Source organism: Pseudomonas sp. PA-1-3F (genome assembly GCF_021609665.1).
GTDB lineage: Bacteria > Pseudomonadota > Gammaproteobacteria > Pseudomonadales > Pseudomonadaceae > Aquipseudomonas > Aquipseudomonas paracarnis.
The window spans coordinates 141,361-161,050 of the sequence record NZ_WJZD01000005.1; the positions used below are offsets into that span (position 1 = coordinate 141,361).

Genomic DNA, 19,690 nt, shown 5'->3' on the forward strand with positions numbered 1-19,690 from the left:
GCAGGGCAATCAGCACCCGGCCAGTCTGTTTTATTCACTGGACGGAAGCGGCGTTTTGTGGGGCTGGGTTTCGCGCTCGAGTAACTGGCGCTTGCGCTCTACGCCCCAGCGGTAGCCCGACAGCTCGCCATTGCTGCGCACCACGCGATGACAGGGAATCGCCACCGCCAGGTGGTTGGCACCGCAAGCCTGGGCCACGGCGCGAAAGGAGGAGGGGGCACCGATACGCTCGGCAATCTGCGCATAGCTGGCGGTGCTGCCCGCAGGGATTTCGCGCAACGCCTGCCACACCCGCTCCTGAAAGGCTGTGCCGCGCAGGTCCAAGGGCAAATCCAGGCCCAAGGCAGGGGCCTCGACAAAACCGACGACGTGGGCCACCAGTTGTTCGAAACCCTGATCCGCGCCGATCAACTCAGCCTTGGGAAACTGGTCTTGCAGGTCGCGCACCAGTTTGTCCGGATCATCACCCAATAAAATCGCACACACGCCACGTTGGCTTTGCGCCACCAGAATCGCCCCCAGCGAGCACTGGCCAACGGCAAAGCGGATGGTGTTATTGGCGCCGCCGCCTTTGTAGTCTCCAGGTCTCATGCCGAGCACTTGGTCGGCGGCTTCATAAAAGCGGCTATTGGAATTAAAGCCCGCGTCATACAGGGTGTCCGTCACCGAATGCTGGCCCTTGAGGCCGTCGCGCACTCTGCGCGAACGCAGGGCGCTGGCGTAACCCTTGGGGGTCAAGCCGGTGCTGGCTTTGAATACGCGGTGGAAGTGAAAGGGACTCAGGCCGGCGCATCGGGCGAGCATGTCCAGGCTAGGCGGGGTTTCGGCCTGTTCGATTTGCCGGCAGGCCTCGGCCACCAATTGCCCATGGTGAGCGGCCAACTGGGTCTGGTCGCCGGCAGCGCGTTTACTGGGACGATAACCGGCGGCTTCGGCCTGCGCCGGCGTGTCGAAAAACTCGACATTCTCCGGGCGCGGCAAACGCGAAGCGCTGCTGGGGCGGCAATACACGCCGGTGGTTTTCACGCCGTAGACAAACAAGGCGTCGGCCTTGGCATCACGGGCAATAATGGCAGCCCAGCGCGGATCGTGTTCGTTGTTCATGGCCTGCACTCTTGACGGTTCAGGAGCAGATTAAGCCTGCCGCTCGCAATCGACACTCCGAAGCTTGCGGTCAAATTAACCGGCGGTGCGAAAGGTCAGGTTGATGCGCTGCGGGCCCATGACCGGATGCACGCCTTCCTTGATCGGCATCACGCCATGAAAGCGCAGGCGAACAACGCCGCCCCACACCACCACATCACCATGAAACAGCGAGACCTTTTGGGTTTTGTCGCTGCGCGCATGGCCACCGAACAGGAAAATCGCCGGCAGCCCAAGGGACACCGACACCACGGGCGCGCTGTAGCTGCGCTCGTTCTTATCCTGATGCAGGGACATCTTCGCCCCCGGTACGTAACGGTTGATCAAGCAGGCATCGGGTTGAAAACCGCCAAAGCCGGCCTCGGTAGCCGCAGCCACCGCCAGTTGGCGCAATGTGTCGGGCATGACGGGCCAAGGTTGCTGGCTGCGCGGGTCGAGTGGGCTGTAGCGATAGCCATGGGCGTCGGTGGTCCAGCCCAGCTCGCCGCAACTGCTCAGTGCCGCCGACATGGTAAAGCCGCCGGGGGTGACCATCTGCCGAAACGGTGATTGAGCCAGTACACGCCGCAGCTCAGGCAATAACCGCTCGATCCAGGGCAGGGCATAGCCTCTTAGTACATAGGACTCTTCGCCAATTTGCTCGCGCCCGGCAGGCTGTTGCAGGGCCTCGTCGGCAAACAAATCGGCGGTAGGGCCAGGCATGGCTTACAGCGCCTTGCTCACGTTGATGTCGGTGATTTCGTCGCTGGCATCATGAATTTTTGCCAAGGCTTGCCTGGCTTCTTCGATGCTGTTGTTGTGCAATTGGGCAAATTCAAAGCGGCGTTCGCCGTTGAGCTTGTACTTGATGACGTATTTGGTTGTGGTGGTCACAGCTTTTTTCCTGTCAGGTGTTCAGGTCAGCTCAGCTTGCTGCTGGTACGACGAACGATACGGATCTTGTGGGACAACGCAGGTTTACGGGTCACGCTGATGGCGCGACGGGTCACCACATCCAGGGTGATGTTCCAGAACCCGGTGCTGGGCGCGGTGATCTTTGCCGGGAATTTATCAAATGCGCCGCCGTGGTAGGTATGGCGGCCACCATTTTTGAAGCTGCGAAAGTTCGCATCGCTCATCAGGCGAATATTGCAGGTCTGCGAGCATTCGATGACGACAATGTCTCCCTCGTTGAGGTGCTCACGCTGGTGGATGAATTTCATGGGGTGTCTCCAGAAGGGCTTTTTCTGAAAAATCAGAACGATACGTAGGTTAAGATGGAGTTTATCAGCCCCAGCGCGTTTATTATCGGGCCGTCGTCGACGACTTCGACAATTTAAAACAGTTATTTACCGAGTTATCACAGATAAATCCTACGTTGGTGGGAGAAAATTACCATCCCCGCTGTCGTAGGGTCTTTATCGGAGGTTTTTGTATGAAGTGGAGTGTGTTGGTGCTGGCCTTGGCAATAGGTGGGTGTGCTTCGGTTGCAGATATCAAGCAGACCCCGCCAACATTGGTGGTCATCTCAGGGAAGAAACCGCAGGAATATGCGGTGTGTGTGGTACGCAAATTGGAGGCGACCCGTCGGCCGCCGCAGATCGAACCCCATAAAGACGGCATTCAGGTGATCGTGCCGCAGAAGTTCTCGGCAGACCCGTCGGCGATCTTTGAAATCGAAGACCGCTCCAGCGGTAGCAGCATCAAGCTTTATGAAAGCATGTCCAATGTGCCGATCCGCCCGGGCGACGTGAAGAAGGCTGGGGAAGAATGCATTTCCGGTTGAGCTCCAGACTCATCCCTCACACCCGATAAAAAAAGTCCTTACCCTGCAGGGACGGTATGCATCCGTTAAACTGTCGGGCATTCACTATAAAGATGCCGCTCAAACCCGGGGTTTGAGCGGCATTTGTTTTTCTGGAAAGCCGGTTATGAAACGAGAACACGTCAAAGCCCGCCATGCCGAAGGGCAGATCTCGGCCACCCATGTCATCCAGAACCCCGCCGATCTGGGCGAGTGGATCGTATTTTTCAAGAAGAGCGGCGGGCGCAGCTACTTCTTGGTGGACGAGCAGGATGAGGTCGAATCATTTGCTCGCCTGGATGACCTGATCGAAATCCTGCGGGGCCTGGGGATCAAGTTCGCTGAAGTGCACCTGTAGCAACGTTACTTGCAGACCACCACCACGCTGCGGCCTTTGAAGTTGCCCACGTCCTGGCCCAGGGTCTTGTCGCTTTCCTTGAGTGCCGGCGTGCCATTGGTGCCGACGATGCGGTAACCGGTGCCCGCGCAGGAGGCGTCCGCCTTCTCGTAGCAACTGGCCCATGAATTGGCCTCGCCCGAGCAGTCGATGGTCAGGCCTTGCTCGCCATTTTTCAGCAGGGTGTCGGAGGCGGTGGTGCAGCCGGCGATTGCCAGTACCGCGGTCAGTGCCAGGATTTTTTTCATAGAGGGGGTCGTCATCGAGGGTATTGGAAGGGCGCGCTGACACTGTCGTGGCGTTGTTGAAGATTATAGCGAACTGCCATCTAGGTACAGACAAACAAAAAAGCCCCGTTTAACGGGGCTTTCAGAGCAGTGCAAAGAGGCTTACTTGGTTTTCGGCCGCTTGCTCGATGCATGACCTGCCTCATCCACAAACACTTCGGCGACGGCGATCGCCATGCTTTCCGACTCGAATACGCCGGCAACGCTGTCACCGTGAAAATTGATCAAGTGCCAGCCGTCTGCTCGCTTAGTGATCAGGTAGCCGTTTACACCTTTTGGTTCTGACATCTGTTGGCAATCTCGTGGTCTTGGTTCAAGGCGCCCATGATAGCGCCAAATGCCGGGGCAGGGCGCAAGTTGTTGCGGGTCAGTGCCAGGGGTGCAAAAGCGTGCTAAAACCATTGCAGCCCTTTCAAACAAGGGGTCGACGCGAGTTCTGACCAACCGTTGGTGACACCCATTGCAGGATCAGCGGAACTTACGCCGACATTTTTTCTCTATGATGACATCGCAACGCCAGCAGGACCCCATTGTAAGGTGACTGCGGCCTGATTAGACTGCGCCGAATTCCGTACGCACAGCCCTTTGTAAGGACTCATATGATCAAGAAATGCTTGTTCCCAGCAGCCGGTTACGGCACTCGCTTCTTGCCAGCGACCAAAGCCATGCCCAAAGAAATGCTGCCAGTGGTGAACAAGCCACTGATTCAGTACGGTGTGGAAGAGGCTCTGGATGCCGGTTTGAACGAGATCTCCATCGTCACGGGTCGTGGCAAGCGCGCGCTGGAAGACCACTTCGACATCAGCTATGAGCTGGAAAACCAGATCAAGGGCACCGACAAGGAAAAATACCTGGTCGGTATCCGCAAGTTGCTCGACGAGTGCTCGTTCTCCTACACCCGTCAGACTCAGATGAAAGGTCTCGGCCACGCCATCCTTACCGGTCGCCCGCTGATTGGTGACGAACCCTTCGCCGTGGTCCTGGCGGATGACTTGTGTGTCAACCTGGAAGGCGACGGTGTGCTGACCCAGATGGTCAAGCTCTACCAGAAATACCGTTGCACCATCGTTGCGGTGATGGAGGTCAACCCAACCGAAACCAATAAGTACGGTGTTATCGCCGGCGACGATATTGGCGATGGCCTGATCCGCGTACGCGACATGGTCGAGAAGCCAGCGCCGGAAGACGCGCCATCGAACCTGGCGATCATCGGTCGTTACATCCTCACGCCGGACATCTTCAAGCTGATCGAAGAAACCGAGCCAGGCAAGGGTGGCGAGATCCAGATCACCGACGCTCTGCTCAAGCAAGCCAAAGACGGCTGCGTGATTGCCTACAAGTTCAAGGGCCAGCGTTTCGACTGCGGCGGCGCTGAGGGCTACATCGAAGCGACCAACTTCTGCTACGAGCATTTCTACAAGACGGGCAAGGCTTACTGATCCACGCTTGCCGGCACGTTTTAAGCGAAAGCCACCTTCGGGTGGCTTTTTCGTTTTTCAGCCCCATGTAAGTCGGTATGCTGGTGTACTGCCGAGGAGAGTGAAATGGCCTACGATTTTGACCTGTATGTAATTGGCGCCGGTTCCGGCGGTGTTCGCGCGGCGCGCTTTGCCGCGGGCTTTGGCGCCAAGGTGGCTGTGGCCGAGAGCCGCTACCTGGGCGGCACCTGTGTGAACGTCGGCTGCGTGCCAAAGAAGCTGTTGGTGTACGGCGCGCATTTTGCCGAAGATTTTGAACAGGCCAGCGGCTTTGGCTGGTCCCTGAGCGAGGCGAACTTTGATTGGGCGACCCTGATCGCCAACAAGGATCGTGAGATCAACCGCCTCAACGGTATCTATCGCAACCTGTTGGTAAACAGCGGCGTGACCCTGCATGAAGGACATGCACGCCTGGTCGATGCCCATCAGGTGGAGATCAACGGTGAGCGTTTCACTGCCAGGCACATCCTGATCGCCACCGGCGGCTGGCCGCAGATCCCTGAGATTCCAGGGCGCGTGCACGCCATTGGCTCGAACGAAGCGTTCTTCCTTAAAGAGCTGCCCAAGCGCGTGCTGGTAGTGGGTGGTGGTTATATCGCCGTTGAGTTCGCGGGCATCTTCCACGGCTTGGGCGCGCAAACCTCATTGCTGTATCGCGGTGACTTGTTCTTGCGCGGCTTTGACGGTTCGGTGCGCAAACATCTGCAAGAAGAGCTGACCAAGCGTGGCTTGGACTTGCAGTTCAATGCCGACATCGAGCGCATCGACAAACAGGCCGACGGCAGCCTCAAGGCCACTTTGAAGGATGGCCGCGTGCTGGAAGCCGATTGCGTGTTCTACGCCACTGGCCGCCGTCCAATGCTGGATAACCTGGGCCTGGAAAATACCGGGGTCAAACTGGACGAACGCGGTTTCGTCGCGGTGGATGATCTCTATCAGACCGCCGAGCCGTCGATCCTGGCGATTGGCGATGTGATTGGTCGTGTGCAACTGACGCCGGTGGCCCTGGCTGAAGGCATGGCCGTGGCGCGGCGGTTGTTCAAGCCCGAGCAATACCGCCCGGTGGATTACGCCAATATCGCGACGGCGGTATTCAGCCTGCCGAATATCGGCACAGTCGGCCTGACAGAAGAGGATGCACGCAAAAATGGCCACAACGTGCAGATCTTTGAAAGCCGGTTCCGGCCGATGAAGCTGACCCTGACCGATTGCCAGGAAAAGACCTTGATGAAGCTGGTGGTCGACGCCGACACCGACAAAGTACTGGGTTGCCACATGGTCGGTCCGGATGCGGGTGAGATCGTGCAAGGGCTGGCGATCGCGCTCAAGGCGGGCGCGACCAAGCAGCATTTCGATGAAACTATCGGCGTGCATCCTACGGCGGCGGAAGAATTCGTCACCATGCGCACGCCTGTGGCGCCCTGATCAGCTTGGCTCTGCTGCCTCTGGCGCCGTTGCAACGACGGTCGCCAAGCGCAGGGCTTCGATGCTTGCCTGGGCCTTGACCAGGTCCAGCTCAAGCGCCTTGTTGTGCTGCTGATACTCCAGCAGTGATGCTTGGCGCGATTGGCTGTCCAGCACGGCAACCCGCAGGCGTTCCTGGAGCAGGGTGCGCTCGCTGTCGATCTGGCTGAGCTGCTCCTTGAGTTTCAGCTGTAGCGCCTGGTCCTGGCGAGCTTGCTCCTGCAGCGCTTTCAATTCCTTGGTTGTCACTCGCTGCTCACTCAGCAGGCGCTCGTTGTCGCGATGCAGTTGGGTGATTTCGTCCTGGCGCACCAGTGCGCTTTGCTGCGCCTGACGCAATTCGGCCTGTACCTGTTGCAACTGGCCCTCATGGCGACGCTGTTCCTGCTCGCGCTGCTCCTTGATGGCAGTGCGGTAATGCTCAAGCGCATCGCGGGCGTGCAGGTGTTTTTCTTCCAGTGAGCGAATCTGCTCGTCTTTGTCGTTGAGCCTCAGTTCGTAGTCGCTGCACGCCTGGCTCAGCCCGGCGTTACGGGTTTGCTCGGTCTGCAGGCTGGTGCTGGCGGTTTGCAGCGCCGCGCTTTCTTCAGCGAGGGCGGCGGCCTGGATATCAAATTGCTGTTTGAGCTGGGTGTGCGCTTCTTCCAGGGTTTCTACCTGGGCGAGCAGGGCGGCTTTTTGTTGCTCGAATTGCGCCAGGGCCAGGTCGATCGGCTCTTGGGCCTTCTCTTTCAGGCGCTGGGACAGGCGGGCGACTAGCTCGCCCAGCTCATCATCAATTCGCGCTTGGGTGATGGTCTGGCGCGTCTCGCTTTCGTCCAGCTCTTTCAAATAGCGATGAATGGTGGTTTTCGAGCCGGTATTGCCCATTTCGATACGCACCGCATCGATGCTGGGGTTTTCGCCACGGGCGAGGATCGCCAAGCGTGCCGTTTGCACTACTGCTTTGTTTATGCCGCCGCGAGCCATGGGGTCTCCGTCGATTTAGTACCGTGGTACATAGTATGTATATACATACTATATCATGATTGAAAACTGGTTGAAATTCATGATTTAACAGATGGGATATTGGCGTATTATCCCGTGTCATAAGCATTTTCATCAGCCATCCACCCTTCAGCAGTACGAAAACACGCCTATGAGCGACCTCGACCGATATCTCAACGCCGCCACTCGCGACAACACGCGCCGCAGCTACCGCGCGGCCATCGAGCATTTCGAAGTCAGTTGGGGAGGGTTCCTGCCGGCCACCAGCGAGAGTGTGGCGCGCTACCTCGTGGCGCATGCCGGGGTATTGGCAGTCAACACCTTGAAATTGCGGCTCTCGGCCTTGGCGCAATGGCATACCAGCCAAGGGTTTGCCGACCCAACGAAGGCGCCGGTGGTACGCAAGGTGCTCAAGGGCATCCGCGCTGTGCACCCGGCGCGGGAGCGGCAGGCCGAGCCTTTGCAGCTCACGCAGTTGGAGCAAGTAATCGCTGCCCTGGACATTGAAGCCAAACAGGCCAGCGAGCGTCACGACCAGCCGCGCTTGCTGCGGGCCAAGCGCGACGCTGCGCTGATTCTGCTGGGCTTCTGGCGCGGCTTTCGCAGTGATGAGCTGTGCCGATTAAGCATTGAGCACGTGCAAGCCGTGCCAGGCGCAGGCATCAGCCTGTACTTGCCACGCAGTAAAAGTGACCGTGACAACCTCGGCAAAACCTACCAAACCCCAGCGTTGCTGCGACTGTGCCCGGTGCAGGCTTATAGCGAGTGGCTCAGCGCCTCGGCGCTGGTGCGCGGCCCGGTGTTTCGCGGCATTGACCGCTGGGGCAACCTGGGTGCGGAGGGCTTGCACCCCAACAGTGTGATCCCGTTATTGCGCCAGGCCCTTGAGCGCGCAGGCATCCCCGCCGATCAATACACCAGCCACTCCCTGCGTCGGGGTTTCGCCACTTGGGCGCATCGAAGTGGTTGGGATTTGAAGTCGCTGATGAGTTACGTCGGCTGGAACGACATGAAATCTGCGATGCGCTATGTTGAAGCGACGCCGTTTCTAGGCATGACCCTGGCAACACAACCGCTGATTTGAGATTTTTTCTATTAATAGCGTCACCTGATAGAGAAACCCAATCGTCAGCATCAGGTTTGCCAATGAGCCATCGACCGAGAGAGCCGGTAGGATTCACCTCATCAACTTCTTAACCCCTGACGGAGAGTCAACGATGCCTATCATCAACAGCCAAGTAAAACCGTTTAAAGCCACCGCTTTCAAAAACGGCAGCTTCGTCGATGTGACCGACGCTGACCTGAAAGGCAAGTGGTCGGTTGTCTTCTTCTACCCAGCCGATTTCACCTTCGTCTGCCCGACCGAACTGGAAGACCTGGCTGACAACTACGCCGAATTCCAGAAGCTGGGCGTCGAAATCTACAGCGTTTCCACCGACACCCACTTCGCCCACGCTGCCTGGCACAACACTTCGCCAGCCATCGGCAAAATCCAGTACACCATGATCGGCGACCCAACCCTGACCATCTCCCGCAACTTCGACGTACTGATCGAAGAAGCTGGCCTGGCAGACCGCGGCACCTTCGTGATCAACCCAGAAGGTCAGATCAAGATCGTTGAACTGAACGACGGTGGTGTAGGCCGTGACGCTTCCGAGCTGCTGCGCAAGATCAAGGCTGCTCAGTACGTTGCCGCCCACCCGGGTGAAGTATGCCCAGCCAAGTGGAAAGAAGGCGAGGCCACTCTGGCACCGTCTCTGGACCTGGTCGGCAAGATCTAAGTCTGTGAACGCGTATCAAGGGCGGGTATCCGCACTTAAGTAAGCTGCATCCGCCCTCAAAACGCCCGGGCGAGATTCGCTCGGGCGTTTTTTTGTCTGCAATAAACCGAATGAACAGGAAATCGCCCGTATGTTGGACGCCAATCTTAAAGCTCAGTTGAAGTCATACCTGGAACGGGTCACCCAGCCGATCGAGATCGTCGCCTCCCTCGACGACGGTGCGAAATCCCAGGAAATGCTTGCTCTTTTGCAGGACGTAACCAGCCTATCCACGCTGATTACTCTGAACACCGATGGCAATGATGGGCGCAAGCCATCGTTCTCCATCAACCGCCCGGGTGCCGAGATCAGCCTGCGTTTCGCCGGTATCCCCATGGGCCATGAATTTACTTCGCTGGTGCTGGCCCTGCTGCAAGTCGGTGGCCACCCGTCGAAGGCCAGTGTCGAAGTGATTGAACAGATCCGCGCCCTCAAAGGCGAGTTCAGCTTCGAGACTTACTTCTCGCTGTCGTGCCAGAACTGCCCGGACGTGGTCCAGGCGCTGAACCTGATGGCCGTGCTGAACCCGAACATCCGCCACGTTGCGATTGATGGCGCGCTGTTCCAGGCTGAAGTCGATGAGCGCCAGATCATGGCGGTCCCGAGTGTCTACTTGAACGGGGTCAACTTTGGCCAAGGCCGTATGGGCCTGGAAGAAATCCTCGCCAAGCTCGACACCAGCGGTATCGAGAAAGCCGCGGAGAAAATCAGCGCCAAGGATGCCTTCGACGTCCTGGTAGTTGGCGGTGGCCCGGCCGGGTCTTCGGCTGCCATCTATGCGGCACGTAAAGGTATTCGTACCGGTGTGGCGGCTGAACGCTTTGGTGGCCAGGTGCTGGACACCATGTCCATCGAAAACTTTATCTCGGTACAGGAAACCGAAGGGCCGAAACTGGCCAGCGCACTGGAAGCCCATGTGCGTCAGTACGACGTGGATATCATGAACCTGCAACGCGCCAGTAGCTTGATTCCGGCAAAAAATGCCGGTGAGCTGCACGAAATTCGCTTCGAAAGCGGTGCGACCCTCAAGTCCAAGACCGTGATCCTGGCCACAGGCGCGCGCTGGAGAGAGATGGGTGTGCCCGGCGAGCAGGAATACAAGGCCAAGGGCGTATGCTTCTGCCCGCATTGCGATGGCCCGCTGTTCAAGGGCAAGCGTGTGGCGGTGATCGGCGGCGGTAACTCCGGCGTGGAAGCGGCCATTGACCTGGCCGGTATCGTCAGCCATGTCACCTTGCTTGAATTCGACAGCAAGCTGCGCGCCGATGCCGTGTTGCAACGCAAGCTCTACAGCCTGCCGAACGTGGATGTGATCACCAGCGCGCTGACCAGTGAGGTCAAAGGCGATGGTCAGAAAGTCACCGGCCTTGCCTACAAGGACCGCGACACTGGTGAGTTCAAGACCATCGACCTGGAAGGCATCTTTGTGCAGATTGGCTTGCTGCCCAACACCGACTGGCTCAAAGGCAGCGTAGAGCTGTCGCCGCGTGGCGAGATCATTGTCGATGCCCGTGGCGAGACTTCACTGCCTGGCGTGTTCGCCGCCGGTGACGTAACCACCGTGCCGTACAAGCAGATCGTGATTGCAGTAGGCGAGGGTGCCAAGGCTTCGTTGAGCGCGTTCGATCACTTGATCCGCACCTCTGCTCCGGCGTAGTCCTGAGCTGCAAATAAAAAACCCCATGAGCGATCATGGGGTTTTTCTCGTTCCCACGCCCGGCGCGGAATTCTCGTTCCCACGCTCCGCGTGGGAATGCATCCGGTGACGCTCCGCGTCACGCAGTGCTTATTACATCGGCGCCGGCTGGATGATCTCCACCCAGTAAGCATCCGGGTCTTTGATGAACGCGAGGCTCTTCATACGGCCATCCGTCAGGCGTTTCTGGAAGTCGCAACCCAAGGCTTCGAAACGTTCGCACGCCGCGACAATGTCCGGCACCGAGATGCAGATATGGCCAAAACCACGCGGGTCGGTGTTGCCGTTGTGGTAGGCAAAGTCGGCATCGTTTTCGGTGCCGTGGTTGTGGGTCAGTTCGAGGATGCCCGGAATCGACTTCATCCACTGGGTGCGCTCGGCCGCATCGGCCGGGATCTGGGCCTTGTCCACCAGGGCCAGGAAGTACAGGCTGAATTCGGCTTCCGGGAAGTCACGTTTCTCGACCAGGGAGAAACCCAGGATGCGCGTGTAGAAGTCCAGCGACTTGGTGATGTCCTTGACCCGCAACATGGTGTGGTTGAACACAAAGTTCGCCGTGGCGTTGTCGGGTTGGGCAGTGACGCCCGGGAAGGTGTTCAATTCGTGCAGGCTCATGGGCCCTCCAGAAAAAATGTGAGATGAGCGGTCCATTGGCTTGCGGCCTGCGTCCATGCAGGCGGGCCATGATACGCAAGCCGCACCGGCTGCGCCAAATGAAAAAGCGCGCCCAACCCTTGCAGTCAGCGCGTGCCGGGCCGCACACTTTGCCGCTGGAACCCTGGGTGTTTTTTGCAATGATCGAGTTTCGTAGGCCACTGTTGAGTGCTGTGTGCGTGTTGTTGGGCAGCTCGTTTGTGTTGGCAGCCGAGCCGGAAGTCCATTGGCCCAGCGGTTGGCAGGTCGAGGAAGTGGTGCCTGACGGCGAGCTCCTTGCCAAACCCCAAGCAGTGTCCCGGCAGCGAGCGATCAAGAATGATGAAAATGGCGCCACGTTGATGGTGATGGAGTTGACCGGAACGCCGATTGAGGCCGGCCATAAAGTTAATCTTCCCGGCGTGTTGCTGGAGATGCGCAAGTCGATCCAGAAAGACTTTGCCCGTGGCGGTTATCAAAGCGTGTGCAGCAAAATGCACCCCACGACATTGAGTCGTCTTGATGCGCTGGAAACTACCTGTGTGATTACCGAGAACGGTCGACACGTATTGTCGCAAACATTAGTCGGTGCGCTGGATGTCGACAAAGCCTATGTTTTTTCATACGCAGGCCAGGCGCAAGCGTACGAGGCGAGCAAGGAGGAAGTCAGTCTGGTGCGCAACAGTCTGAAACTTTGACAGGTTCAAGCTGAGCGAATTTGAACAATACGAACCCTGAGTTAAGTTCGATTCCGAACCGTTAGAGCAAAAAAAGCCCCGCGTATGCGGGGCTATTTTTTAGTACATGTTTCAGCCACGAAGCCAGGAGTCTACAGTGGCGGCGCCGTACTGCTCTTTCCAGGCTTTGAGGCCGCGGTGGTTGCCACCTTTGGTCTCGATCAGCTCGCCGGTGTGCGGGTTGTGGTAAACCTTGACCACCCGTGCGCGGCGCTGTTTTGGCGCGGCGGCGGCCGGTGCGCCGCCTTTGCGTGGCGCTGGATCGAGGATGGCGATCACATCGCGCAGGCTTTTGTCGTATTTGCCCATCAGCGTCTTGAGCTTTTCTTCGAATTCGATTTCTTTCTTCAGGCCAGCGTCGTTCTTCAAGGATTCCAGCTGGGCAAGCTGCTCTTGAAGGGCTTTTTCTGCTGCGCGAAATTCGGCGAGTCTGGACAAAATCTATACTCCAATAATGTAGTTGCTGATATCAACTGCAGACAAAGCTATAAGCCAAGAACGTTAAGCCACGTCAACGAAAAAGACCCTTCTGCGAGTTCTGCACAGGCAGAAAAAATTGTAGTAGTTAATTCATCTCGAGTAAATCATGTCTTTTAAAGAAAGACCAATCTTTCATGGTAGGTGGTACACGGCTATTCAACGATACCCAACGACTTAATGAATTCATCGCAGGGTAATGGTCGACCAAACAGGTAACCCTGTAGGAAATCCACGCCCTGGGCAACGAGGTATTCACACTGTTGGGCTGTTTCCACGCCTTCGGCAACAATGCCTAGATCCAGCTTGACCGACAACTCTATGATGCTGTCTAGAATATGCCGCGACAGCGCATCCGCACCGATCATGGCGACAAAGCTTTGATCGATCTTCAAGTAGTCGACATTGAAATTGCGCAAATAGCCCAAGCTGGAGTGGCCGGTGCCGAAGTCATCAATGGCGATCATGACCCCCATTTGATGCAGCGCCTCGAACAGGCGGCGGGTGGTCTCGGTGGGTTCGATCAGTTCCCGCTCGGTCAACTCCAGCACCAGGATGACCTGGCCGGGTGGGAACGCGGCGAGGAATTCCCGACAGTCCTGCACCAGCGCCATGTCCTGGCAATGGCGCGCTGTGATGTTCACGCCGATATGAAAGCCAGGGCTGAAGCGTGCGGCATGGGGCGCCAATTGCACGGCGGTCTGGCGCAGCAGGGCACGGGTCATCGGCACGATCAGGCCAGAGTCTTCGGCCAGGGGAATAAACAAGTCCGGGCGCACCAGGCCTTCTTTGGGATGCTTCCAGCGCATCAGGACCTCACAGCCGGCCCATTGGCGTGTGTCACCCCGTACCACCGGTTGGAAATACGGGATGAACTCATTGGCTCCCAAGGCGCGTTGTAACTCGTGGGTCGGCGCGGACGAGCGTTTTTGCAGCCAGTGAGCGAGCAGCCCCGCCAATATCCCGAAGAACACCACCAGGCTGAACAGCGCCGGATACCGCGCCTGCATGTAGCGCCAGACTTCACCCTCGGGCATCCCGGCCTCGACACTGTATTGATAGCGCTCGGAAGCCAGGCGTTGTGGCGCTACGGCAAATACCGGCAGCGCGCCTTGATGCACCTTGCCGTCGGCACCCAGCCAGTTCGGGCCGACGTGCAATACCAAGTGCGCGTAACGGCTGATCAGGCGCAAGGCGTTGGTGAGGTGGTAACCGTCAACCGAGGCAAACGCGCCTTGATCGCCTTCCACCAGGCGATACACCAATAGCGCGGTATCGGGTGTAACGGGGTTGCCATTCATCAACCACAGGCGCCCATCGACATAGTCGTCCGGGTTGACGGGCGATTGGTAGCGACCGCCAAACAACGAACTGCAATAGATGTTTTTCTGCCAGGACAGCGTCGTGGCCCGCACAAACGGCCGGCGCGTGACTTGTTCACGTAGCGCCAACTTGGCGACGCTGTCACAAGGTTTACCGGCCAGCGGCAGCAAAGCTTGGGCAGCGATGGCGGTATTGTCCAGCATCAGGTCGAACTGGCGCACCGCTTCTTGAGCGGTTTGCGCTGTGCTTTGCTCGAGCGTGCGTTCGGCTTGCCAGTAAAGAATTACCACCCCCAACAGAATGGGCAGCAGCCCGCACAGGGTGCTGATGAAATAGCGTGCGGCTCGGCTTCGTGGGCCTTTGACGGTCAGGGGCATGGGAGCAGTCAATCGTGAAAAAGAGAGTGGGCTCTGCCGATGATAGATGGCATTGCACGGGGCTGCTCACTTGTTTAACGCCTACTGACCTAGCCGTTCGGTCAGTTGTGGCGGGCACTTCAACTTGGCAACATAAACTTCATTGCAAAACGTAAGAGACTCGGTAGCCCTTAATCCCTACAGCCTCTTTCATAGCCGCTCAGCCCAATTTTGGCGGGAGGGCCGCGTCTCGCCCTTCGATTGATGAGTCATGGCTTGCAACTCTTTCACTGACATTCACGAGGAAGTATCTGTAATGAAAACTATCGCATTGGCCGTTGTATTTCTGGCGGTCACCGGCGTTGCCGCTTTGCCTGTTGTCGCCGCAGACGGCAAGATCACCTTGACCGGTGAAATCACCGGCACCACTTGCAGCATCAGCGGTGGCACGGGCTCTGCGCCCGGCACCAGCCCGGACTTTTCGGTGCCACTCAACAAGGTCCAGGCCAGCGCGCTCAAGGCGCCCGGCCAGACTGCCGGGGCGAAACCCTATTACATCCATGTCGGTTCCTGCCCGAAGGATACGACCGTCGCCGTGATGTATGAGAGCAGCAGCCCCGCGATCAATCCGGCGACCGGTAACCTGGTCAACCAGGCACCCGCCAAGCCGACGCCTGCCACCCTCGTTGAGGTGCAACTTGTGGATGGCGTCACCCACCAGCCCATGGATTTGCGCCTGGGCCAGAACTCCAGCCCCGCGAAAGTCCCGGCAAGCGGCGAGGTGTCGCTGCCCTTTGCTGCCCAATACATTGCCACGGGCACTGCTACGCCAGGCCCGGTCAGTACGCAAGTGCTGTATTCGGTGACGTTCCCCTGATCGAGGCCCCGTTGCCTGGCCGTGCGCCAGGCAAGGACAGACGAAATGCTTGCCCGGACATTGCTAGTGACCCCCTGCTGAGCGCACTGCTGACCAGTGTCGGGTTGCTGTCCGCCGCTCACGCCGGCGTAGTGATCGACGGCACGCGGCACATCTATCCGCAGCAGCGTCGAGAAATCACGCTGCGCCTGACCAATGACGATCAGCGAGCGCCGCGCCTGGTCCAGGTGTGGCTGGACCAGGGCGACCCGGCGCAAGACCCCACCGGCAGCGACGTGCCGTTCAGCCTGTCGCCGCCTGTGTTTCGCATGGACGCGGGCAAAAGCCAGGTAGTGCGACTGGTGTATACCCAGGACCCACTGCCGAATGACCGCGAATCGTTGTTCTGGCTCAACGCCCTGGAGATACCGCCCAAGGTCAACGTGGCACCGGGCAGCCCGCAAGAGGCCCCTTCGAACCACCTGCAGTTCGCTTTTCGTATCCGCACCAAAGTGTTTTTCCGCCCGGCCCAATTGCCGGGCTCCGCGGACGAGGCGCCCACCCACTTACGCTGGACCCTGCACCGGAGTGCCCAGGGGCCGCTACTGGAAGTGCACAACCCATCGGCTTATCACGTGACCTTCAATGAGATTGCCTTGGCCATGGGCTCGGGCCCGGGTGCTCGCCTGTTACCGGCGGGAGAGGGCATGGTGCCCCCCGGCGGCAGCCTGAAGCTGCCCGTCAAGGATGTCGCGCAAGCAATACCCGCCGACGCCCAGGTGCATTTCAAATACATCAATGATTACGGCGCATTCTCCGTGCCGCAGCGTGCTCCCCTGAAGTTCTGATCATGTATGCCTTATTGCAAATACCCGTTCACCGCTTTACGGCCTGGCTGTTTGCCAACCCCAACTTACTGCTGTGGCTGGGCCTGCTCAGTACCTTATTGATGTCGGCAGAAGCCGCGCCACTGGTGTTTGACATCGAGGCGTTCGCCAGCGGCCTGTCCTCTTCGGCAGATATCTCACGCTTCAATACCAGCAACGTGTTGGCGCCAGGTGTTTACCGCGTAGATGTGATGCTCAACGGGCAATCGATGGGGCGCCGCGAGATCACCTTCGCCCCCCTTGCCGGACAGGACGACGCCCAGCCTTGCCTGAACGCTGCCGAGCTTGGCCAACTGGGGGTTTCTGTGCAGGCGCCGACGGATAACACCGAGCATGCCTGCCGGGATTTTGCCGAGTGGATACCCATGGCCAGCAGCCGCGTCGATATCGAGACCCTGACCCTGGATGTCAGCATCCCGCAGATCTATATCAACCGTTCCGCGCGCGGCTACATTGACCCGTCTGAATGGGACAATGGCATTGACGCCGCGCTGCTCAACTACAACTTCAGTGCCGCGACGGCGACAGCGGGCGCCGGTGAGGATCGTGGCTACCTGGGCCTCAACGGCGGCCTCAACCTGGGCGACTGGCGGCTGCGCCATCAGGGTGGGCAGGCATGGGCATCCGGTAGCGGCCTGGCGCGTTATCAACACACCGCCACCTACTTGCAACGGTCCCTTGCCGCCTGGCGTTCACAACTGACCGTCGGCGACAGCTTCAGCAGTGGCCAGATCCTCGACGGTGTGCGTATACGCGGCATCACCCTGTCCACCGATGACCGCATGCTTGCCCAGTCGCAACAAGGCTATGCGCCTCAGGTGCGAGGCATTGCCGACAGCAATGCAACGGTGACAGTGCGCCAGAACGGCTACACCCTTTACGAAACCACAGTGGCCCCGGGGCCGTTTGTCATCGATGACCTGTACCCCACTGGGTATGGCGGCGACCTGCACGTCAGCGTCACCGAGGTCGACGGCCGGCGCAGCAGCTTCGTGGTGCCTTACTCCGTGGTGCCTTACCTGCTGCGTGACGGTGCCAGCCACTACAGCGTGACCTTGGGGCAGTTGCAGCAATACGGCGTCAGCGATGCCAACCCGCTGATCTTGCAGGGTACGCTGCAGCATGGCCTGGGCGATCGTATTAGCGCCTATGGTGGCAGTACGCTTTCCCAAGGCTACGGCCAGGCCAAGGCCGGCCTGGCGATGAGCACTCCGATTGGCGCGTTCTCCCTCGACAGCACCTACTCGCGCACTCAGGTTCGGGGGCTGGGCGTAGTCGGCGGGCAAAGCTGGGGCCTGGCCTATAACAAGAACCTGCCGTTCTCGGGAACGCACTTTGCGCTGGGCGCCTATCGTTTCTCCACGGACGGGTACCTGAACCTGCCTGATGCGCTCAATGTGCGGGAACTGGCCCGCCAAGGCGGGAGTATCAACAGTTACGCGAGGCAGAAAAGCCGCCTCGACCTGACAATCAGTCAGCAGTTGGGCGCAGGCTCGCTGAGCCTGTATGGCAGCTCCATCGACTACTGGGCGGGCCGCCAAGGGCGCCAGACATCCTTCACCCTCAGTTATGCGGCTAATTGGAAGTCACTCAACTGGAACCTTTCGGCGCAGCGCTCGCGTGTCAGTGAAACCCATCAATTGAACGATCACGAGCGCAGCGACGAAATCTTTTTTGGCCGGTCGGCGCAAGCCGGGCGCGTGGATAATCACCTGGTGCTGACACTGTCCATGCCATTGGGCGCAGGAACGCGTGCGCCAACCCTGAGCAGCAGCCTGTCGCACGATGCTGGCGATTCACGCGGCAGCCAGCATCAGGTGGGAATCAATGGTTTGCTGGGTGACACCGGTGAAGCCAGCTACGGGCTGACTGGCAGCCGTGGCACGGGCCACCAGCAAGGCTCCAGCTTCAATGCCTACGCGGGCTATCGCAGCCGGGCTGCAAGCCTGCGGGCCGGCTATGCCCAGGCCCGCGACAGTTCGCAACTATCCATGAGTGCCGATGGCGGGCTGATAGCCCACGAGGGTGGCGTGACTTTCGCGCAAAACCTCGGTGAAGCCTCGGCACTGGTGTATGCGCCGGATGCACAAGGTGCCCGGCTCGGCAGCAGCGGGGCGCGTATCGATAAGCAGGGTTATGCGGTGCTGCCAGCCCTCAGGGCTTATCAGCGCAATGAAGTAGATATCGATCCCGAGGGCATGCCCATGGATGTCGAACTCAAGGAATCGAGTCACGCCGTGGTGCCGACGCTGGGAGCCGTCTCACTGGTCAGGTTCGAGACCGTCAGTGGCCGTGCCGTGGTGATCAAGGCCACTCATATGGGGGGCAAGCCGTTGCCATTTGCCGCGCAAGTGTTTGACGAGCGCGGCGTCGAAATCGGCGTGATCGGCCAGGCTGGCAAGGCTTTTGTGCGCGGGGTTGCCGACCAGGGGCGCTTGACGGTGCGCTGGAATGCAGGGGCGGCTGACCAGTGCTTCATCCATTACCGTTTGCCGCCGCGCAGGCCCGAGCAACGCCAGGAAAACGCGGACCAGTTGGTCAGTCAATGTGCCGACCATGGTGATGCGGACGAGGAGCGCAGTTGATGACTCATCGATTGCTCCGCGCGCTGCTTGGCCTGGCCCTGGCGGTGCAGACAGTATTGGCCCATGGGGAAATCGTCATTGACCGCACGCGCATCATTTACCCGGCCAGCGCCGCTGGGGTAACGGTCAACCTGCACAATGAGGCCGACGGCCCGCGATTGGCCCAGGTGTGGATCGATGCGGGGGACCCGCAGGTCGCGCCCGAGTCCAGTGATGTGCCCTTTACGGTGACCCCGCCGATCCTGCGCCTGGATGCCGGCAAGCACCGCGCATTGCGGGTGATGTACCACGCGACCCAAGACAAGGCCATGGCCGCGCCTCAGGAGTTGGTGTACTGGCTGAATGTGCTGGGGATCCGCCCGTCTGTCGACACCGGCAACCAGCTGCAATTTGCCTTTCGCACACGGATCAAGCTCTTCCTGCGCCCGGACGCGTTGCCAGGCCAAGCGCAGCAGGCGGTGGATACGTTGCAGTGGCGCCTGGCAGGCGACGGCCCGGTCCTGCAGGTGCGCAATCCCAGTGCCTTTCATGTGACGCTTTCCAGCGTGTTGCTGACCGTCGATGGCGTCGAGTACCACAGTGAGGCCCCGCCGATGCTGTTGCCGCGTTCGGTTGCCCGCATCGTGCTGGAGGGCCCGGCGTCGCGGGGGCAGGGTACGGTCGCGCTGCGATTTACCACCCTGGATGACCATGGCATGACGCGTACGCACACAGTGTCTTTGGGGCACACGAAGGATTTGGCGATATGAACGGTGTCCGGCAATTTATGTTCAGGTTTTTA

Annotated in this window: 22 protein-coding genes; 12 read left to right on the forward strand and 10 right to left on the reverse strand. The window is 59.1% G+C overall.

Going from position 1 to position 19,690, the window contains the following annotated elements:
* Positions 1 to 30: 30 nt before the first annotated feature.
* The 4 genes from ada to GIV26_RS05235 form a co-directional block, all read right to left on the reverse strand.
* Positions 31 to 1,104 (reverse strand): bifunctional DNA-binding transcriptional regulator/O6-methylguanine-DNA methyltransferase Ada, encoded by a 1,074-nt coding sequence (gene ada, locus GIV26_RS05220; protein WP_236279628.1) that lies wholly within the window; start codon positions 1,102 to 1,104, stop codon positions 31 to 33.
* A 75-nt stretch (positions 1,105 to 1,179) separates the two neighbouring features.
* Complete coding sequence (gene alkB, locus GIV26_RS05225) at positions 1,180 to 1,845, reverse strand: DNA oxidative demethylase AlkB (protein ID WP_236279629.1); 666 nt, start codon at positions 1,843 to 1,845, stop codon at positions 1,180 to 1,182.
* Positions 1,846 to 1,848: 3 nt separating this feature from the next.
* The gene (locus GIV26_RS05230) at positions 1,849 to 2,016 is read right to left on the reverse strand and encodes a hypothetical protein (protein ID WP_236279630.1); all 168 of its coding nucleotides are present in this window, start codon (positions 2,014 to 2,016) and stop codon (positions 1,849 to 1,851) included.
* A gap of 26 nt (positions 2,017 to 2,042) precedes the next feature.
* The gene (locus tag GIV26_RS05235) at positions 2,043 to 2,345 is read right to left on the reverse strand and encodes a DUF1883 domain-containing protein (RefSeq protein WP_003191319.1); all 303 of its coding nucleotides are present in this window, start codon (positions 2,343 to 2,345) and stop codon (positions 2,043 to 2,045) included.
* A gap of 212 nt (positions 2,346 to 2,557) precedes the next feature.
* On the opposite strand from GIV26_RS05235, the gene GIV26_RS05240 reads away from it, so the two are divergent.
* Positions 2,558 to 2,908 carry a hypothetical protein gene (locus GIV26_RS05240; RefSeq protein WP_236279631.1) on the forward strand — a complete coding sequence of 117 codons (351 nt, stop codon included), beginning with the start codon at positions 2,558 to 2,560 and terminating at the stop codon, positions 2,906 to 2,908.
* A gap of 145 nt (positions 2,909 to 3,053) precedes the next feature.
* Entirely contained in the window at positions 3,054 to 3,284 is a 231-nt protein-coding gene (locus GIV26_RS05245; protein WP_034127497.1) for a hypothetical protein, read from the forward strand.
* Between the two features lie 5 nt (positions 3,285 to 3,289).
* Here the strand turns inward: GIV26_RS05245 and GIV26_RS05250 are convergent, their stop codons facing one another.
* Both GIV26_RS05250 and GIV26_RS05255 read right to left on the reverse strand, forming a co-directional pair.
* Positions 3,290 to 3,571 carry a hypothetical protein gene (locus GIV26_RS05250; RefSeq protein WP_054898427.1) on the reverse strand — a complete coding sequence of 94 codons (282 nt, stop codon included), beginning with the start codon at positions 3,569 to 3,571 and terminating at the stop codon, positions 3,290 to 3,292.
* Between the two features lie 141 nt (positions 3,572 to 3,712).
* Complete coding sequence (locus GIV26_RS05255; RefSeq protein WP_034127495.1) at positions 3,713 to 3,898, reverse strand: hypothetical protein; 186 nt, start codon at positions 3,896 to 3,898, stop codon at positions 3,713 to 3,715.
* Between the two features lie 311 nt (positions 3,899 to 4,209).
* On the opposite strand from GIV26_RS05255, the gene galU reads away from it, so the two are divergent.
* Positions 4,210 to 5,049 carry a UTP--glucose-1-phosphate uridylyltransferase GalU gene (gene galU / locus GIV26_RS05260; RefSeq protein ID WP_003173830.1) on the forward strand — a complete coding sequence of 280 codons (840 nt, stop codon included), beginning with the start codon at positions 4,210 to 4,212 and terminating at the stop codon, positions 5,047 to 5,049.
* A 105-nt stretch (positions 5,050 to 5,154) separates the two neighbouring features.
* Entirely contained in the window at positions 5,155 to 6,513 is a 1,359-nt protein-coding gene (gene gorA / locus GIV26_RS05265) for a glutathione-disulfide reductase (protein ID WP_236279632.1), read from the forward strand.
* Here the strand turns inward: gorA and GIV26_RS05270 are convergent, their stop codons facing one another.
* Positions 6,514 to 7,521: a DNA-binding protein gene (locus GIV26_RS05270; RefSeq protein ID WP_236279633.1), complete on the reverse strand. Its 1,008-nt coding sequence runs from the start codon at positions 7,519 to 7,521 to the stop codon at positions 6,514 to 6,516.
* Between the two features lie 169 nt (positions 7,522 to 7,690).
* Between GIV26_RS05270 and GIV26_RS05275 the strand changes: the two genes are divergently transcribed.
* From GIV26_RS05275 to ahpF, 3 genes are all read left to right on the forward strand, one after another.
* The gene (locus GIV26_RS05275) at positions 7,691 to 8,623 is read left to right on the forward strand and encodes a site-specific integrase (protein WP_236279634.1); all 933 of its coding nucleotides are present in this window, start codon (positions 7,691 to 7,693) and stop codon (positions 8,621 to 8,623) included.
* A 133-nt stretch (positions 8,624 to 8,756) separates the two neighbouring features.
* Positions 8,757 to 9,320 (forward strand): alkyl hydroperoxide reductase subunit C, encoded by a 564-nt coding sequence (gene ahpC, locus GIV26_RS05280; protein ID WP_003191303.1) that lies wholly within the window; start codon positions 8,757 to 8,759, stop codon positions 9,318 to 9,320.
* A 130-nt stretch (positions 9,321 to 9,450) separates the two neighbouring features.
* Positions 9,451 to 11,016, forward strand: coding sequence for an alkyl hydroperoxide reductase subunit F (gene ahpF, locus GIV26_RS05285; RefSeq protein WP_057975852.1), 1,566 nt, complete (start codon positions 9,451 to 9,453; stop codon positions 11,014 to 11,016).
* Positions 11,017 to 11,148: 132 nt separating this feature from the next.
* Here the strand turns inward: ahpF and gloA are convergent, their stop codons facing one another.
* Positions 11,149 to 11,670, reverse strand: coding sequence for a lactoylglutathione lyase (gloA, locus tag GIV26_RS05290; protein ID WP_003191301.1), 522 nt, complete (start codon positions 11,668 to 11,670; stop codon positions 11,149 to 11,151).
* A gap of 179 nt (positions 11,671 to 11,849) precedes the next feature.
* Between gloA and GIV26_RS05295 the strand changes: the two genes are divergently transcribed.
* On the forward strand, positions 11,850 to 12,386 hold the full coding sequence (locus tag GIV26_RS05295; RefSeq protein ID WP_236279651.1) for a DUF4946 domain-containing protein: 537 nt from the start codon (positions 11,850 to 11,852) through the stop codon (positions 12,384 to 12,386).
* A 111-nt stretch (positions 12,387 to 12,497) separates the two neighbouring features.
* On the opposite strand, the gene GIV26_RS05300 is transcribed toward GIV26_RS05295, so the two are convergent.
* Entirely contained in the window at positions 12,498 to 12,863 is a 366-nt protein-coding gene (locus GIV26_RS05300; protein WP_014718508.1) for a histone-like nucleoid-structuring protein, MvaT/MvaU family, read from the reverse strand.
* A gap of 194 nt (positions 12,864 to 13,057) precedes the next feature.
* Entirely contained in the window at positions 13,058 to 14,602 is a 1,545-nt protein-coding gene (locus tag GIV26_RS05305; protein ID WP_236279635.1) for an EAL domain-containing protein, read from the reverse strand.
* A 295-nt stretch (positions 14,603 to 14,897) separates the two neighbouring features.
* Here GIV26_RS05305 and GIV26_RS05310 point away from each other — a divergent pair, with 295 nt between their 5' ends.
* The 4 genes from GIV26_RS05310 to GIV26_RS05325 are packed head-to-tail and all read left to right on the forward strand — an operon-like array spanning position 14,898 to position 19,658.
* The gene (locus GIV26_RS05310; protein ID WP_054898434.1) at positions 14,898 to 15,458 is read left to right on the forward strand and encodes a fimbrial protein; all 561 of its coding nucleotides are present in this window, start codon (positions 14,898 to 14,900) and stop codon (positions 15,456 to 15,458) included.
* A gap of 11 nt (positions 15,459 to 15,469) precedes the next feature.
* The gene (locus GIV26_RS05315; protein WP_236279636.1) at positions 15,470 to 16,285 is read left to right on the forward strand and encodes a fimbrial biogenesis chaperone; all 816 of its coding nucleotides are present in this window, start codon (positions 15,470 to 15,472) and stop codon (positions 16,283 to 16,285) included.
* Positions 16,286 to 16,287: 2 nt separating this feature from the next.
* A complete protein-coding gene (locus GIV26_RS05320; protein ID WP_236279637.1) occupies positions 16,288 to 18,909 on the forward strand; it encodes a fimbria/pilus outer membrane usher protein in 2,622 nt (873 codons plus the stop codon).
* A complete protein-coding gene (locus tag GIV26_RS05325) occupies positions 18,909 to 19,658 on the forward strand; it encodes a fimbrial biogenesis chaperone (protein WP_236279638.1) in 750 nt (249 codons plus the stop codon). The genes GIV26_RS05320 and GIV26_RS05325 overlap by 1 nt, the downstream gene beginning before the upstream one ends.
* Positions 19,659 to 19,690 lie beyond the last annotated feature (32 nt).

Coding starts and splice junctions, on each gene's coding strand:
- GIV26_RS05310 (WP_054898434.1), top strand. CDS start 14,898: ATGAAAACTATCGCATTGGCCGTTGTATTTCTGGCGGTCACCGGCGTT.
- gorA (WP_236279632.1), top strand. CDS start 5,155: ATGGCCTACGATTTTGACCTGTATGTAATTGGCGCCGGTTCCGGCGGT.
- GIV26_RS05270 (WP_236279633.1), bottom strand. CDS start 7,521: ATGGCTCGCGGCGGCATAAACAAAGCAGTAGTGCAAACGGCACGCTTG.
- GIV26_RS05275 (WP_236279634.1), top strand. CDS start 7,691: ATGAGCGACCTCGACCGATATCTCAACGCCGCCACTCGCGACAACACG.
- GIV26_RS05320 (WP_236279637.1), top strand. CDS start 16,288: ATGTATGCCTTATTGCAAATACCCGTTCACCGCTTTACGGCCTGGCTG.
- ada (WP_236279628.1), bottom strand. CDS start 1,104: ATGAACAACGAACACGATCCGCGCTGGGCTGCCATTATTGCCCGTGAT.
- alkB (WP_236279629.1), bottom strand. CDS start 1,845: ATGCCTGGCCCTACCGCCGATTTGTTTGCCGACGAGGCCCTGCAACAG.
- gloA (WP_003191301.1), bottom strand. CDS start 11,670: ATGAGCCTGCACGAATTGAACACCTTCCCGGGCGTCACTGCCCAACCC.
- GIV26_RS05240 (WP_236279631.1), top strand. CDS start 2,558: ATGAAGTGGAGTGTGTTGGTGCTGGCCTTGGCAATAGGTGGGTGTGCT.
- GIV26_RS05295 (WP_236279651.1), top strand. CDS start 11,850: ATGATCGAGTTTCGTAGGCCACTGTTGAGTGCTGTGTGCGTGTTGTTG.
- ahpC (WP_003191303.1), top strand. CDS start 8,757: ATGCCTATCATCAACAGCCAAGTAAAACCGTTTAAAGCCACCGCTTTC.
- GIV26_RS05325 (WP_236279638.1), top strand. CDS start 18,909: ATGACTCATCGATTGCTCCGCGCGCTGCTTGGCCTGGCCCTGGCGGTG.
- ahpF (WP_057975852.1), top strand. CDS start 9,451: ATGTTGGACGCCAATCTTAAAGCTCAGTTGAAGTCATACCTGGAACGG.
- GIV26_RS05250 (WP_054898427.1), bottom strand. CDS start 3,571: ATGAAAAAAATCCTGGCACTGACCGCGGTACTGGCAATCGCCGGCTGC.
- GIV26_RS05245 (WP_034127497.1), top strand. CDS start 3,054: ATGAAACGAGAACACGTCAAAGCCCGCCATGCCGAAGGGCAGATCTCG.
- GIV26_RS05305 (WP_236279635.1), bottom strand. CDS start 14,602: ATGCCCCTGACCGTCAAAGGCCCACGAAGCCGAGCCGCACGCTATTTC.
- GIV26_RS05255 (WP_034127495.1), bottom strand. CDS start 3,898: ATGTCAGAACCAAAAGGTGTAAACGGCTACCTGATCACTAAGCGAGCA.
- galU (WP_003173830.1), top strand. CDS start 4,210: ATGATCAAGAAATGCTTGTTCCCAGCAGCCGGTTACGGCACTCGCTTC.
- GIV26_RS05235 (WP_003191319.1), bottom strand. CDS start 2,345: ATGAAATTCATCCACCAGCGTGAGCACCTCAACGAGGGAGACATTGTC.